This window comes from Streptomyces sp. NPDC088730 (assembly GCF_044751215.1).
In the GTDB taxonomy this organism is placed as follows: Bacteria; Actinomycetota; Actinomycetes; order Streptomycetales; family Streptomycetaceae; genus Streptomyces.
In genome coordinates this window covers 1,034,494-1,048,855 of sequence record NZ_JBIVLK010000002.1, presented here as the reverse complement: position 1 = coordinate 1,048,855, position 14,362 = coordinate 1,034,494, and the positions used below count along the sequence as shown (strand labels likewise).

Below are 14,362 nucleotides of genomic sequence, written 5' to 3'. Positions count from 1 at the left end.
GGTCAGATCAGTCCCATGTCCTGGTTGAGCACCGTCAGTTCGTCGGCAGCCTGCCTGCGCCGACGGTCGTCGGCGCGCTGATACGCCATGAGGGAGTGGGCCTTGACTCTCCGATGCGTCCCGACCTTGCGAAACTCGATCTCTCCCGCTTCCAGGAGACCGATCAGGAAGGGGCGCGACACATTGAGCATGTCCGCCGCCTGCTGCGTGGTCAGTTCGGCATGATCGGGCACGATCGACACTGCCCGCCCAGCCGCCATGTGCCCGAGGATCGCGGCGAACATCTCGAACGCCTCGCGCGGGATCTCCACCGTGTCGGCCTCGATGAGCACCGGAATGTCATCGCTCACGCCGGAGTGCCGGGACAGTGCATCACGCACGGCGTCGACTGCCCTGCTCGCCGATTCAACGCTTTCGCGGCGGGGCTCCTGAGCACTGGAAACCTTTATGGACATGCCCCTCAGCTCCTCACGTCACACCTGAGTGCCAGTATCCGCAATATTCGAATCCTTCGCAACATCTGAAGCAGGTGCGGCGCTGAGCGGGCTCGGCATCCCTCGACCCCTGCTCTGCGACCGCCGCCCGTATACGCATGTGCGATGACCGGCCGACTCCCCCCTGAACGAACAGCTCGCCGCGCTCAAGGCGGCGCCCTCCCGCAACGACGACTGCGGACCGCCTCTTCCCGACCGTGTGGAACGTCGCGAAGGGCCGCACTCCCTCGCACCGGATCAGGGACTACGACGTCAACCTCGTCGTGCGCCCGAATCCGGTGCTCGCCCCGTGAGAGGCGTACGAGGCGAAGTCAGCCCGCTGGCGGCAGGTGTGGCCCGAGCCGACCGTGCTCGACTGGCCCACCACCTGATCGTGCCCGCCCGGCCCGCGCCCTGACCGTGCGTGCGGGGGCTCAGCCCGTCGCGCCCAGGATCACCAGCAGGATCGCGCCCACGGCTGCCGGGGCGAGGACCTCGTACGCCCAGCGCACCGATGCGGTGACGTCGCCGGCGACGGGCTTGTCGCCCGCCCGTTCGGCCAGCTCCCGCAGGTCCACCACGGTCTGGTCGGCGCCCGCGGTCAGCGACCTGGTGGCCTGGACGTCGGCGGTCACCGAGGTCCGGCCGTACGGGTCGTCCGTCGCCTGGCGGGTCTGGCGGCGGGCGGCCTTCTTGCGCTGCCGCAGCGAGACGGGGACCGCCCAGAGCTGGTACTTGGCGCCTTCCCGGGTGAACAGTTCGCTGGAGTAGCCGGCCCGCACGTTCGCGACGTCGGTCCACGGCAGCGTGATCGTGCGGAACGGGTTGCGGATCCGGATGCGCCGGTCGTTGGCGAACACCACGGGGCGCAGGGTGAAGGCGACCACCAGGGGGACCACGGTGAGCAGCCCGGCCAGCGCCAGCCACGGCACCCGGGCCTCGCCCCGGACCGCGGCGTCCACTCCGAGCCAGAGGATGAGCAGGAGCAGCAGGGCGCCCCCGACCAGCCCGGCGGGCGACCGGAAGGTCCGGTCGGCGTAGGTGGGCTCTGCGGGAGGCTTGGGGCTCGTCATGAGCCCGATTCTGCCTGACAGGCGCGAGCGGTGCGGGGGCGGCTTCCCGACCGCCGGGCGCCCCGGGCCCGCGGGGCCGGGCGATACCCGAACGGCATGGGCCCCTGTACAGGCCGCTACGCGCGTAGATATGCTCATCTGGTGACCATGCCCACCACTGCTCCAGCATTCGCCGACGCGACGGCGTCCGACAGTGCGCTGCGCCGCTTCCTGCACGGGCTGCCCGGCGTCGACGCCGTCGGCCTCGAAGCGCGCGCCGCCTCACTCGGAACCCGTTCGGTCAAGACGACGGCCAAGGCGTACGCCATCGACCTCGCCATTTCGATGATCGACCTGACGACGCTGGAAGGCGCGGACACCCCGGGCAAGGTCCGGGCGCTCGCCGCCAAGGCCGTCCACCCCGACCCCACCGACCGCACCGCCCCCCGCACCGCCGCCGTCTGTGTGTACCCGGACATGGCGGCGACCGCCGTCGCCGCCCTGGCCGGTTCCGGCGTGAAGGTGGCGTCCGTCGCGACGGCCTTCCCGGCAGGCCGGGCCGCGCTCGGCGTGAAGCTCGCAGACGTCCGTGACGCCGTGGCCGCCGGGGCCGACGAGATCGACATGGTGATCGACCGGGGCGCCTTCCTCTCCGGCCGGTACCTGAAGGTGTACGAGGAGATCCTCGCCGTGAAGGCCGAGTGCGGCTCGGCCCGGCTGAAGGTGATCTTCGAGACCGGCGAGCTGTCCACGTACGACAACATCCGGCGGGCCTCCTGGCTCGGGATGCTGGCCGGCGCGGACTTCATCAAGACGTCGACCGGCAAGGTCGGGGTCAACGCCACCCCCGCGAACACCCTGCTGATGCTGGAGGCGGTGCGCGACTTCCGGGCGCAGACCGGCGTCCAGATCGGCGTGAAGCCGGCCGGCGGCATCCGCACCTCCAAGGACGCGGTCAAGTTCCTGGTCCTGGTGAACGAGACGGCGGGCGAGGACTGGCTGGACAACCACTGGTTCCGCTTCGGCGCCTCCAGCCTGCTGAACGACCTGCTGATGCAGCGCCAGAAGCTCAGCACCGGCCGCTACTCCGGCCCCGATTACGTGACGGTGGACTGATACCCCATGGCATCCGCATTCGAGTACGCACCGGCGCCGGAGTCCCGTTCCGTCGTCGACATCGCCCCCTCGTACGGCCTGTTCATCGACGGCGAGTTCACCGACGCCGCCGACGGCCAGGTCTTCAAGACCGTCAGCCCGTCGTCCGAGGAGGTCCTCTCCGAGGTCGCGCGGGCCGGCGCAGAGGACGTGGACCGGGCCGTCAAGGCGGCCCGCAGGGCGTTCGAGAAGTGGTCGGCGCTGCCCGGCTCCGAGCGCGCCAAGTACCTGTTCCGGATCGCCCGGATCATCCAGGAGCGCAGCCGCGAGCTGGCCGTCCTGGAGACCCTGGACAACGGCAAGCCGATCAAGGAGACCCGCGACGCGGACCTCCCGCTGGTCGCCGCGCACTTCTTCTACTACGCGGGCTGGGCCGACAAGCTGGACCACGCGGGGTTCGGCCGGAGGACGGCAGACGGGCACGCCGGGGCGAACCCGCGCCCGCTCGGCGTCGCCGGGCAGATCATCCCGTGGAACTTCCCGCTCCTGATGCTCGCGTGGAAGATCGCCCCGGCGCTCGCCACCGGCAACACGGTGGTGCTGAAGCCCGCGGAGACGACCCCGCTCTCCGCGCTGTTCTTCGCGGACATCTGCCGCCAGGCCGGGCTGCCCAAGGGCGTCGTCAACATCCTCACCGGCTACGGGGACGCGGGCCAGGCGCTCGTCGAGCACGGGGACGTGAACAAGGTCGCCTTCACCGGCTCGACCGCCGTCGGCAAGGCCATCGCCCGCAGCCTCGCGGGTACCGGCAAGAGGGCCACCCTGGAGCTGGGCGGCAAGGGCGCCAACATCGTCTTCGACGACGCCCCGATCGACCAGGCCGTCGAGGGCATCGTCACCGGCATCTTCTTCAACCAGGGCCAGGTCTGCTGCGCGGGCTCGCGGCTCCTCGTCCAGGAGTCGGTCCAGGACGAGGTGCTGGACGCCCTCAAGCGCCGGCTGGCCACGCTGCGGCTGGGCGACCCGCTGGACAAGAACACCGACATCGGCGCGATCAACTCCGCGGAGCAGCTGGCCCGGATCACCGCGCTCGTCGAGACCGGCGAGGCCGAGGGCGCGAAGCGCTGGTCCGCGCCCTGCGAACTCCCCTCCTCCGGCTACTGGTTCGCGCCGACGCTGTTCACCGACGTCACCCAGGCGCACACCGTCGCACGGGACGAGATCTTCGGCCCGGTGCTGTCCGTGCTGTCGTTCCGTACACCGGACGAGGCGGTCGCCAAGGCCAACAACAGCCAGTACGGCCTCTCGGCCGGCATCTGGACGGAGAAGGGCTCCCGCATCCTCGCGGTGGCGAACAAGCTCCGGGCGGGCGTCGTCTGGGCCAACACGTTCAACAAGTTCGACCCGACCTCGCCGTTCGGCGGCTACAAGGAGTCGGGCTTCGGCCGCGAGGGCGGCCGTCACGGTCTGGAGGCCTACCTCGATGTCTGACGGACGACTGAGTGTCTTCAAGACCTACAAGCTGTACGTCGGGGGCAAGTTCCCCCGCTCCGAGAGCGGCCGGGTGTACGAGGTGACGGACTCCAAGGGCAGGTGGCTGGCCAACGCGCCGCAGTCGTCCCGCAAGGACGCCCGCGACGCGGTCGTCGCCGCGCGCAAGGCGTTCGGCGGCTGGTCGGGCGCGACCGCGTACAACCGCGGCCAGGTCCTCTACCGCGTCGCGGAGATGCTGGAGGGCCGCCGGGAGCAGTTCGTCCGGGAGGTGGCGGAGGCCGAGGGGCTCTCCAAGTCCAAGGCCGCCGCCGTGGTGGACGCGGCGGTGGACCGCTGGGTCTGGTACGCGGGCTGGACGGACAAGATCGCCCAGGTCATGGGCGGGGCGAACCCGGTCGCGGGCCCCTTCTTCAACCTCTCCACGCCCGAGCCGACCGGTGTGGTGACGGTCCTGGCCCCGCAGGAGTCGTCGTTCCTGGGCCTGGTCTCGGTGGTGGCCCCGGTGATCGCCGCGGGCAACACCGCGGTCGTCATCGCCTCCGCGGACGCCCCGCTGCCCGCCCTGTCGCTGGGCGAGGTGCTGGCCACCTCCGATCTGCCGGGCGGAGTCGTCAACATCCTGTCCGGGAAGACGGCGGAGATCGCCGCGCCGCTCGCCTCCCACCAGGACGTGAACGGCATCGACCTCACGGGTGCCGACGCGGAGCTGGCCAAGGAGCTGGAGATCGCGGCGGCCGACAACCTGAAGCGCGTCCTGCGCCCGCCCGCGCCGGGTGCCGACTGGTCGGCCGACCCCGGCACGCACCGGCTCACCGCGTTCCTGGAGATCAAGACGGTCTGGCACCCGACGGGGGCGCTGGGCGTGTCGGGCTCCTCGTACTGACACGCACGAGTGCGGCCCGTCCCCGGTCTCCCCGGAGCGCGGGCCGCCTCAGGGTCAGCTGTGCAGCAGCCCCGTGATCTGCCCCACCACGGGCAGGTCCTTCAGCGCGCCGCCGCTGGTCAGCGGGTCGGTGACCAGGGCCGTGGAGAGCGGCTTGAAGTCGGCGACCTGCGTGCCCACCGCGTTGTCCAGCGGGTCCGTGCCGGTGCCCGCGAGCGGGTCGAGCCGCAGATGCGTGACGGGGGCGATGCTGTTGTCGAGCGCGGGGCCGAGCGCCCCGGTCAGCGCTCCGCCGGCGGCGTGCGTGGCCGCACCCAGGCCGCTGCTGCCGCTGTCGCTGCCGGTCACCGGTGCGGCGGGCAGCGGCGCCGCCTGGGCCGCCGCGCCCCCCGCGCCGAGAGCGGCTCCCACCGCGGTGACGGTCAGCCCCGCCCGCAGCAGAGCGCGGCGCGGGGACTTGGAAAGTGCGTGACGTGCCATGGATTTCCCACCTGATCGGGCCGATCGAACCATCGATCGAGTAATCGTCTGGGCGCACAGCGTAGTTGAGGTGTGATGCTCGATACCAACAAGACCTCCGGGGGGTCCCCTGTGCGGGTCAATGCCTCACACTCATGTCCTGTGAGTTCCCATGCGCTTTCGACCCGCGTCGTCCTCCTGGCGGGCCCCTCCGGCTCCGGCAAGTCCTCCCTCGCCGCCCTCAGCGGTCTTCCGGTGCTTCGGCTGGACGACTTCTACAAGGAGGCCGACGACCCCACGCTGCCGCTCGTCCCCGGCAGTGCGGACATCGACTGGGACTCCGCGCAGTCCTGGGACGCCGACGCGGCGGTCGCCGCGATCACCGCGCTGTGCCGCACCGGTCGCACCGACGTGCCGCTGTACGACATCGCCACCAGCTCCCGGACCGGGCACGAGGTGCTCCACATCGAGCGCACCCCGCTCTTCGTGGCCGAGGGAATCTTCGCCGCCGACATCGTGGAGCGGTGCCGGTCGCTCGGAGTGCTCGCGGACGCCCTGTGCCTGCGCGGCCGTCCGTCGACGACGTTCCGCCGGCGACTGCTGCGGGACCTGCGCGAGGGCCGCAAGTCCGTGCCCTTCCTGCTGCGGCGGGGCTGGCGGCTGATGCGCTCCGAGCGGCGCATCGTGGCACGCCAGGCCGAACTGGGCGCGTACCCCTGCAACAAGCCCGAAGCCCTGGGCCGCCTGGCCGCAGCGGCGGCGGGCCGCTGCCGGACGCCCGCCGTTTCGAGCCCCTCCGGCGATTGAGGAGCGGGGGTCCGGGGAGAGCGCCCCGAAACGGTCCGGAGCGGCAGCGCCCCCGGAACGCGCCGCGGGGCCGGACAGGACCCCCCGGCCCGTCCGACCCCACGACTTCCCCCGTGCGCCGCCGCCTCCCCCGAAGCGGCGACCCCGTTTCCCCCGTTTCCCCGTGTCCCCCGTATCCCCGTTTCCCCCGTCGCCTCAGGCCACCAGCTCGCCGAAGGACTCCTGCTCGTCACGGCCGAAGCTGAGGACCTCGTCCTCGCGCAGCCGGCGGAGCGACCGCCAGATGCTGGACTTCACCGTGCCGACACTGATGTCGAGGATGGACGCGATCTCCGGGTCCGTACGGCCCTCGTAGTAGCGCAGGACCAGCATCGTGCGCTGGAGCTCCGGCAGCCGCGCCAGCGCCTGCCAGAGCACGGCGCGCAGCTCCGTACCACGCATCGCGTCCGTGTCGCCCGCCGTCTCCGGCAGCTCCTCGGTCGGGTATTCGTTCAGCTTGCGCCTGCGCCAGGCGCTGATGTGCAGATTGGTCATCGTGCGGCGCAGATAGCCGCCGACCGCCGCCTTGTCACTGATCCGGTCCCACGCCCGGTACGTGGAGAAGAGCGCGCTCTGGAGCAGGTCCTCGGCCTCGAACCGGTCGCCGGTCAGGTGGTAGGCGGTGGCGTACAGGGAGGCGCGGCGTTCCTTGACGTAGGCCGTGAACACCGCTTCGGCGTCCGCGTCCCGCGCCGGGGCCTGCCGCTCTCCCGTGGCCTCCCCGTACGTGCTTCCCCCGTTGTTTCCCCCGTTGCTCCCGCCCGTTGAGGCGGGTGCGTCCACCACCGTCATGTACGACGAGTGCTGGCGCCCAGCGCCGCGAACGCACCCCCGCCCGTTCAATGCGGCGCCGGACTTCTCGGTGGTCCGCCCGACGTCGTGGAGACGCGTGACAACTGCGCTTGCGGTGATGCTGTGAGTTGCGTTCATCTCGCGCCCCCCGTCGGTGGAGTCCGTCCGTTCCTTGTGTCAACGAGCTTGCCGGGGCAGTTTCATGGCACTGTCCCCCGACTGTCACAGGCCTGTCACAGCGGCCGGAGCGGACCCGATCCGGGGGTGCCCGGCGCATAAGAGGGGACCAACTGTCGAACTAGGGCTCCCCCATGGGTCAGAATGACCAGCGTGCCTTTCCTGTTGCTGATCGAGGACGACGACGCCATCCGCACGGCCCTCGAACTCTCGCTGTCACGCCAGGGCCACCGTGTGGCCACCGCGGCGACGGGAGAGGACGGCCTCAACCTGCTGCGAGAGCAGCGGCCCGACCTGGTCGTGCTGGATGTGATGCTGCCCGGTATCGATGGATTCGAGGTGTGCCGGCGCATCCGGCGCACCGACCAGCTGCCGATCATTCTGCTGACCGCGCGCAGCGACGACATCGACGTCGTGGTGGGTCTGGAGTCCGGTGCCGACGACTATGTGGTGAAACCCGTGCAGGGCCGGGTGCTCGACGCCCGGATCCGCGCGGTGCTGCGCCGGGGCGAGCGCGAGTCCACGGACTCCGCGACGTTCGGGAACGTGGTGATCGACCGGTCAGCGATGACCGTCACCAAGAACGGGGAGGATCTTCAGCTCACGCCGACCGAGCTGCGTCTCCTGCTCGAACTGAGCCGCCGCCCCGGCCAGGCCCTGTCCCGGCAGCAGCTGCTGCGCCTGGTCTGGGAGCACGACTACCTCGGTGACTCCCGGCTGGTGGACGCGTGCGTCCAGCGGCTGCGCGCGAAGGTGGAGGACGTGCCGTCCTCACCGACCCTGATCCGTACCGTGCGGGGCGTCGGGTACCGGCTGGACTCGCCGCAGTGAGCACGGCTGTGCGGCGGGGCCTGCTCGCCGGGCTCCGCTGGACCAGCCTGCGGCTCCGGCTCGTCGTCGTGTTCGCGCTGGTGGCGCTGACCGCCGCGGTGTCCGCGTCCGGGATCGCGTACTGGCTGAACCGCGAGGCGGTGCTGACCCGTACCCAGGACTCGGCGCTCGGGGACTTCCGCCAGGAGATGCAGAACCGGGCGGCCTCGCTGCCGCCCCGTCCCACCAAGGACGATCTGGAGCAGGCCGCCGCGCAGATGGCGAGCAGCAGCCCCGGTTACAGCGTGCTGCTGATCGACGAGCGCGACCCGGGCAAGCCGATCGTCGGCACCTCCGACGTGGACACCTTCACCCGGGACAACGTGCCGCAGTCGCTGCAGAAGCAGGTCGCCAAGAAGCAGCCGGTCAAGGCGGGCAACAAGTACCAGTACCACCTGTTCTGGCAGCGGACCTCGATCCGCGGCACCCCGTACCTGGTCGGCGGTACGAAGATCATCGGCGGTGGCCCGACCGGGTACATGCTCAAGTCGCTCGACCAGGAGCGGCAGGATCTGAACTCCCTCGCCTGGTCGTTGGGGATCGCCACCGCGCTCGCCCTCGTCGGCTCCGCGCTGCTCGCGCAGGCCGCCGCGACGACCGTGCTGCGTCCCGTACAGCGGCTCGGTGACGCCGCCCGCAAGCTGGGCGAGGGCAAGCTCGACACCCGGCTCACGGTGTCCGGCACCGATGAACTGGCGGATCTCTCGCGGACGTTCAACAGAACGGCGAGCTCGCTGGAGAAGAAGGTCGCGGACATGACCGCGCGGGAGGAGTCCAGCCGCCGCTTCGTCGCCGACATGTCGCACGAGCTGCGCACCCCGCTCACCGCGATCACCGCGGTGGCCGAGGTGCTGGAGGACGAGGCCGACAGCCTCGACCCGATGATCGCGCCGGCCGTGCACCTGGTGGTCAGCGAGACCCGGCGGCTCAACGACCTGGTGGAGAACCTGATGGAGGTCACCCGCTTCGACGCGGGCACGGCCCGGCTGGTCCTGGACACCGTGGACGTGGCCGACCAGGTGACGGCCTGCATAGACGTGCGGGCCTGGCTGGACGCGGTGGATCTGGACGCCGAGCGCGGCATGATGGTCCGCCTCGACCCGCGCCGGCTCGACGTGATCCTGGCGAACCTGATCGGCAACGCCCTGAAGCACGGCGGTTCGCCGGTCCGGGTCACGGTACGGACCGAGGGCGACGAGCTGGTCATCAAGGTCCGCGACCACGGCCCCGGCATCCCCGAGGACGTACTGCCCCACGTCTTCGACCGCTTCTACAAGGCCAGCGCCTCCCGGCCGCGTTCCGAGGGCAGCGGTCTCGGCCTGTCGATCGCCATGGAGAACGCGCACATCCACGGCGGCGACATCACCGCCACGAACTCGCCGGACGGCGACGGCGCCGTGTTCGTACTGCGCCTGCCGCGCGACGCGGAGGCGCTGAACCGCACCGCGGAGGACGAAGACGCGGAGACCACGGACCAGGAGGACGACGCGACGTGATGCCCTGCGAACGCCGGGGCCGGCGCCCCGTCGCGGCGGTGGCCGCGGCCGTGCTCTGCGCGGTACTGGCCGCGGGCTGCGGGATCAGGACGACCTCGGTTCCGGTGGACGCCGGGCCCGCGCCGTCCCGGGTGCCGTGCGAGATACCCGCGCAGGACGGCGGCGCCCGGCCGGGGCAGAGCGTCGCCGCGGACATCTACCTGGTCTGCAACTCACAGCTGGTCGCGGTCGGCCGCACGGTCACGGCCCAGGAGGCGAAGGCCGGCCGGCTCACGCTCGCCACCGCCCTCCTGGACGAGCTGCGCGCGGAGCCCCCGGCCCCCGAACGCCAGGCGGGCTTCGCCACGGACGTCCCGTCGTCGCTGCGGGTCGGCGACCCCCGCGCGGGCGACCCGAAGGACGCGCTGCGGCTCAGCGAGCAGCCGGAGGACCTGACGGCAGAGGCGCTGGCCCAGATCGTCTGTACGTACGCGGAGAGCGAAGCGCTCGTCCAGGGCGGCACGGTGCTGCTCGGCGGCCCGGGGGCGTACGCGCCGCGCGGCTATCTGTGCACCGCGGAGACGAAGGCCAGGCCCAAGGCCGTACCGACGCTGGGCGCGGTCCGGCTGCCCTGAGCGCGGTCCGGCTGCCCTGAGCGCGCCGCCTTGACCTGCCGCACGGTGAGCCATGTCTCCCCCGCGGGAGCGGAACCGATCCCGCCGCCGCCCGCGTCTTGGGGAACGTGCGTCAAGGTTCGGACGGCCAAGCCGTCATCCGCTTCCGCGCGGCCGGAGTGTCACTCCTCCTCGCGCATCTGCTGCTCGTCGGGTGGCTGACTCTCCGCCCGCTGGACGTGCCGTGGATGACCGCCGCCAACCTCCAGCCGTTCGCCGGTATCAAGGCGGACCTGACTCTGGGCCCGGTGACCGCCACCCGTCGGATCGGCGGGGACCTGCTGCTCCTGGCGCCGCTGGGCGTACTGCTCCCGATGGCCGGCGGCCGGCTCCTCGTCTCGCCGTGGGCCTCGCTCGCCCGTACCGTCGCGGCCGGGGCGCTGATCTCACTGGCCATCGAGCTGGGCCAGACCGGGGTGCCCGGCCAGGTCGTCGACGTCGACTCGCTGATCCTGAACACCGTCGGTGTGGCACTCGCCCACGCGCTGTTCGTCCCCGCGTGCCGGTCCCGGCTGCGCCGCCGCGCGCGGCTCCGGATCCGGGTGGTGGCCCCGGTCGGCCGTGAGGTCCCTCAGGGGTCGACCCCGACGATTTCCGGGGTCGGCATCGCCCCGTAGAGCGATGCCCCGCCCCCGTCGTACGAGCCATCCTGGATACGTCGGGAGCGGACAGGCCGCTTCCGGCACGGGGAGCGCGACAGGCCGCTCCCTCCAGCAACGGTTCGCGAAGGAGCTCACCATGGCCGCACTTGCCCGCCCCCGTGACGGACGCATGATCGGTGGAGTGTGCGCGGCGCTGGCCCGGCGCTTCGGCACCTCCGCGGGGACCATGCGCGTCATCTTCCTCGTCTCATGCCTGCTGCCGGGCCCGCAGTTCCTGCTCTACCTGGCGCTGTGGGTGCTCCTCCCCCAGGAGCGCTCGTCGTCGTCCGCCGCGGCCTGGTAGCCCCCGTACACACGCCTGTGGGCGGGCACCCCGGCCGGGGTGCCCGCCCACAGGCGTGTGCGATGCGGGTCAGCGGCCGAGCGGCACGCCGTTGAGGTTCAGGCCGCCGGTCTTCAGGCCACCGGTGGGGAGGCCGCCGAGGAGGCCCTTGGCGGGGGCGGTGACGTCCTTGACGGCCTTGGCCTGGCCGGTGCCCAGGAGCTGCGTGGCGGTGTCCTCGACCGGCAGCGTCGAGGTGGCGTTGGCCAGAGAGCCGACGACGGGCAGGGCGCCGGTCGCGGTGTCGAGCGGCAGCGCGGTGGCCGACGCGGTACCGGCGGCGGCAGCGGCGAACGCGGCACCGAGAACGGCGACGCCGAGAGTCCTGGCAGCAGACTGCTTCATGTGAATTTCATCCTTGGGGAAGGGGATGTGAGCGGCTCTGCAACGTAGCCAGTTCCGAGCCTTTCCCGCAAACATCGAAAACACGCGAAAACGGCCGGGATTCACATCCCGGCCGTTTGTCGCGGAGCGTCCGTTCAGCCGGCCACGGAGGTGGAGACGCTGGTCGCGGCGGTCTGCTCGAAGAGCCATTCGGACTTCAGCTCGGCGTATCCGGGCTTGATGACGTCATTGATCATCGCCAGACGTTCATCGAAAGGAATGAATGCTGATTTCATCGCATTGACTGTGAACCACTGCATGTCGTCGAGCGTGTATCCGAAGGTCTCGATCAGCTTCTCGAATTCCTGGCTCATGCTGGTGCCGCTCATAAGCCTGTTGTCCGTGTTGACCGTGGCCCGGAAGTGCAGCTTGCGCAGCAGCCCGATCGGGTGCTCGGCGTACGAGGCGGCGGCGCCGGTCTGCAGGTTGGAGGTCGGGCAGAGCTCCAGCGGGATGCGCTTGTCCCGTACGTAGGAGGCGAGGCGGCCCAGCTTCACGCCGCCGTCCTCCGCGACCTCGATGTCGTCGATGATGCGGACGCCGTGGCCGAGCCGGTCGGCGCCGCACCACTGGATGGCCTGCCAGATCGACGGCAGCCCGAAGGCCTCGCCCGCGTGGATGGTGAAGTGGTTGTTCTCCCGCTTGAGGAACTCGAAGGCGTCGAGGTGCCGGGTGGGCGGGAAGCCCGCCTCCGCACCGGCGATGTCGAAGCCGGCGACGCCCTGTTCCCGGTAGCGGTTGGCGAGTTCGGCGATCTCCAGCGAGCGGGCGGCGTGCCGCATGGCGGTGAGCAGGGCGCCGACCCTGATCCGGTTGCCGTCCCGGCGGGCTCGCGCCTCGCCCTCCCGGAAGCCCTCGTTGACCGCCTCGACGACCTCTTCGAGGCTCAGCCCGGCTTCCAGGTGCTGCTCGGGGGCGTAGCGGATCTCGGCGTACACGACCCCGTCGGCGGCCAGGTCCTCCGCGCACTCGGCGGCGACCCTGACGAGCGCGTCACGGGTCTGCATGACGGCGCAGGTGTGGGCGAACGTCTCCAGGTACCGCTCCAGCGAACCGGAGTCGGCGGCTTCCCGGAACCAGATGCCGAGCTTGTCGGGCTCGCTCTCCGGGAGTCCTTCGTATCCGGTCGCCGCGGCGAGGTCGACGATCGTCCCGGGGCGCAGACCGCCGTCGAGGTGGTCGTGGAGAAGGACCTTGGGCGCACGCCGGATCTGATCCTGGCCGGGCACATTGAGGGTCGGGCTCATCATTCACGCACTCTAGCGCCTACGCGCGTAGAGCACCGCTGTGCGGAGCTTGCCGATACGTAACGGTGACCGCGAATACGGGTGGCGTACACCTGTCCTTCTGAGACTGTTACGTCATGGCACAGCGCGCACTACCCCTGCCTGCTGCGAGGCTGGGACGGGCCGTCAGAACGGCCGGAGCACCTACCGAAGTCAGCGGCGTGGTCCTGCTGCTCCCGGACGGCGAGCCCGACTCGTACCGCCGCCCCTCCCCCGTCTCGTACGTCCGCCAGCTCCCGCTGGCCCGCGCCCTGGCCCGCGCGGCCCGGGACGACGGCCTCACCGCGCACGTCGTCCACTACCGCTGCCGGGGCTGGAACACGGCGGAGGCGCGGCTCGCGGCGGACGCCGAATGGGCGGTGGAGGAGGTGGTACGCCGCTACGGCGACGTCCCCGTCTGCCTGGCCGGCCACGGCATGGGCGGCCGCGCGGCCCTCCGCGCGGGCGGCCATCCGGCGGTGGGCGCGGTCCTCGCGCTGGCCCCCTGGCTGCCGGCGGAGCCGGACGCGGAGCCGGAGCCGGTGAAGCACCTGGTCGGGCGTCAGGTCCTGCTGGTGCACGGCACCACCGACGCCGGCGCCGACCCCGAGCTCTCCTTCCGCCTCGCGGAACGCGCCAAGAAGTCCAACCGCGACACCTGCCGCTTCGAGGTCCACTCGGACGGCCACGCCCTGCGCCAGCACCACAGCGAAGTGGCCGCCCTGGCGGCGGACTTCATCCGCGGCGCCCTCTTCGGCCACGCCTACGCCCGCCCGGTGGCCGACGCGCTGGCGGCTCCGCCACCGCTGGGGCTGCGGATGCCGCTGGCGGCGGGGTTCGGGAAGTCGCTGGGACACTGAGGGATCGAGCGGTTCGGGAGGGGCGGGCGGCATGAGTTTCCGGCTGGCGGCGTACGCCGTGTGTGTCGAGGACGGGCGGGTGCTGATCGCCCGTCACGTCTCCGCGGACGGCGAGAGCAACTGGACCCTTCCGGGCGGCGGCGTCGAGCACGGGGAGGACCCGTTCGACGCGGTGATCCGGGAGGTCGCGGAGGAGACCGGCTGCACGGCGGTGGTCGAGAGCCTGCTGGGGGTGGACTCACGGGTGATCTCCGCGGCCGAGGCACGGCACGGGATCAAGCACCAGAACGTCGGCGTCTTCTACCGGGTCCGCATCACCGGCGGCCGGCTGCGGCCCGAGCCGAACGGCGAGATCGCCGAGTCCGTCTGGACACCGTTCGCCGACGTCGCCGCCCTGCGCCGGTCCTCGCTCGTCGACGTCGGCCTCGCCCTCGCCCGCACCGGTCCCGCGACCGGCCACGTGGACCCCGTCCCGGTCGGCGGCCTGGTCCGGCACTGAGCGTGGTCCGGCACTGAGCGTGGTCCGATACTGAGCGTGGTCCGGTACTGAGCCACCCCGTGGGCCCTGCCCCACGGGGT

17 protein-coding genes are annotated in these 14,362 nt (G+C 71.5%); 11 read left to right on the top strand and 6 right to left on the bottom strand.

From position 1 onward, the window contains the following. Window positions 1-2: 2 nt before the first annotated feature. Window positions 3-455, bottom strand: a complete 453-nt coding sequence (locus ACIP89_RS11625) for an excisionase family DNA-binding protein (RefSeq protein ID WP_402114443.1) — start codon at window positions 453-455, stop codon at window positions 3-5. A gap of 452 nt (window positions 456-907) precedes the next feature. Then, window positions 908-1,546, bottom strand: a complete 639-nt coding sequence (locus ACIP89_RS11620) for a PH domain-containing protein (protein ID WP_402114440.1) — start codon at window positions 1,544-1,546, stop codon at window positions 908-910. A gap of 147 nt (window positions 1,547-1,693) precedes the next feature. On the opposite strand from ACIP89_RS11620, the gene deoC reads away from it, so the two are divergent. From deoC to ACIP89_RS11605, 3 genes are read left to right on the top strand one after another with little or no spacing between them, the layout of a single operon-like run. Beyond that, complete coding sequence (gene deoC / locus ACIP89_RS11615) at window positions 1,694-2,641, top strand: deoxyribose-phosphate aldolase (protein ID WP_401931877.1); 948 nt, start codon at window positions 1,694-1,696, stop codon at window positions 2,639-2,641. A 6-nt stretch (window positions 2,642-2,647) separates the two neighbouring features. Further along, window positions 2,648-4,111, top strand: a complete 1,464-nt coding sequence (locus ACIP89_RS11610) for an aldehyde dehydrogenase family protein (protein WP_401929763.1) — start codon at window positions 2,648-2,650, stop codon at window positions 4,109-4,111. Further along, on the top strand, window positions 4,104-4,997 hold the full coding sequence (locus tag ACIP89_RS11605; RefSeq protein ID WP_401929765.1) for an aldehyde dehydrogenase family protein: 894 nt from the start codon (window positions 4,104-4,106) through the stop codon (window positions 4,995-4,997). The genes ACIP89_RS11610 and ACIP89_RS11605 overlap by 8 nt, the downstream gene beginning before the upstream one ends. 54 nt (window positions 4,998-5,051) lie before the next feature. On the opposite strand, the gene ACIP89_RS11600 is transcribed toward ACIP89_RS11605, so the two are convergent. Continuing rightward, complete coding sequence (locus ACIP89_RS11600; protein ID WP_402114437.1) at window positions 5,052-5,477, bottom strand: hypothetical protein; 426 nt, start codon at window positions 5,475-5,477, stop codon at window positions 5,052-5,054. 75 nt (window positions 5,478-5,552) lie between these two features. On the opposite strand from ACIP89_RS11600, the gene ACIP89_RS11595 reads away from it, so the two are divergent. After that, the gene (locus tag ACIP89_RS11595; RefSeq protein ID WP_401929769.1) at window positions 5,553-6,263 is read left to right on the top strand and encodes a uridine kinase; all 711 of its coding nucleotides are present in this window, start codon (window positions 5,553-5,555) and stop codon (window positions 6,261-6,263) included. A gap of 195 nt (window positions 6,264-6,458) precedes the next feature. Here ACIP89_RS11595 and ACIP89_RS11590 read toward each other — a convergent pair whose 3' ends face one another. Then, window positions 6,459-7,232, bottom strand: coding sequence for a SigE family RNA polymerase sigma factor (locus tag ACIP89_RS11590; RefSeq protein ID WP_402114434.1), 774 nt, complete (start codon window positions 7,230-7,232; stop codon window positions 6,459-6,461). 192 nt (window positions 7,233-7,424) lie between these two features. On the opposite strand from ACIP89_RS11590, the gene afsQ1 reads away from it, so the two are divergent. The 5 genes from afsQ1 (at window position 7,425) to ACIP89_RS11565 (ending at window position 11,235) form a co-directional block, all read left to right on the top strand. Then, on the top strand, window positions 7,425-8,102 hold the full coding sequence (afsQ1, locus tag ACIP89_RS11585) for a two-component system response regulator AfsQ1 (RefSeq protein WP_026171255.1): 678 nt from the start codon (window positions 7,425-7,427) through the stop codon (window positions 8,100-8,102). Further along, entirely contained in the window at window positions 8,099-9,637 is a 1,539-nt protein-coding gene (locus ACIP89_RS11580) for an ATP-binding protein (RefSeq protein WP_401931787.1), read from the top strand. The genes afsQ1 and ACIP89_RS11580 overlap by 4 nt, the downstream gene beginning before the upstream one ends. Further along, a complete protein-coding gene (locus tag ACIP89_RS11575) occupies window positions 9,637-10,251 on the top strand; it encodes a hypothetical protein (RefSeq protein WP_402114431.1) in 615 nt (204 codons plus the stop codon). The genes ACIP89_RS11580 and ACIP89_RS11575 overlap by 1 nt, the downstream gene beginning before the upstream one ends. 107 nt (window positions 10,252-10,358) lie before the next feature. Then, window positions 10,359-10,907 carry a VanZ family protein gene (locus tag ACIP89_RS11570; protein WP_401929777.1) on the top strand — a complete coding sequence of 183 codons (549 nt, stop codon included), beginning with the start codon at window positions 10,359-10,361 and terminating at the stop codon, window positions 10,905-10,907. A gap of 121 nt (window positions 10,908-11,028) precedes the next feature. Then, window positions 11,029-11,235: a PspC domain-containing protein gene (locus ACIP89_RS11565; RefSeq protein ID WP_073732498.1), complete on the top strand. Its 207-nt coding sequence runs from the start codon at window positions 11,029-11,031 to the stop codon at window positions 11,233-11,235. Between the two features lie 69 nt (window positions 11,236-11,304). Here ACIP89_RS11565 and ACIP89_RS11560 read toward each other — a convergent pair whose 3' ends face one another. Further along, a complete protein-coding gene (locus ACIP89_RS11560; RefSeq protein WP_401929780.1) occupies window positions 11,305-11,619 on the bottom strand; it encodes a hypothetical protein in 315 nt (104 codons plus the stop codon). Window positions 11,620-11,753: 134 nt separating this feature from the next. Further along, on the bottom strand, window positions 11,754-12,908 hold the full coding sequence (locus ACIP89_RS11555; protein ID WP_401929784.1) for an adenosine deaminase: 1,155 nt from the start codon (window positions 12,906-12,908) through the stop codon (window positions 11,754-11,756). A gap of 113 nt (window positions 12,909-13,021) precedes the next feature. Here ACIP89_RS11555 and ACIP89_RS11550 point away from each other — a divergent pair, with 113 nt between their 5' ends. Both ACIP89_RS11550 and ACIP89_RS11545 read left to right on the top strand, forming a co-directional pair. Then, window positions 13,022-13,783: an alpha/beta hydrolase gene (locus tag ACIP89_RS11550; RefSeq protein ID WP_401929786.1), complete on the top strand. Its 762-nt coding sequence runs from the start codon at window positions 13,022-13,024 to the stop codon at window positions 13,781-13,783. Window positions 13,784-13,814: 31 nt separating this feature from the next. After that, entirely contained in the window at window positions 13,815-14,282 is a 468-nt protein-coding gene (locus ACIP89_RS11545; RefSeq protein ID WP_402114428.1) for an NUDIX hydrolase, read from the top strand. The last annotated feature ends 80 nt before the right edge of the window (window positions 14,283-14,362 follow it).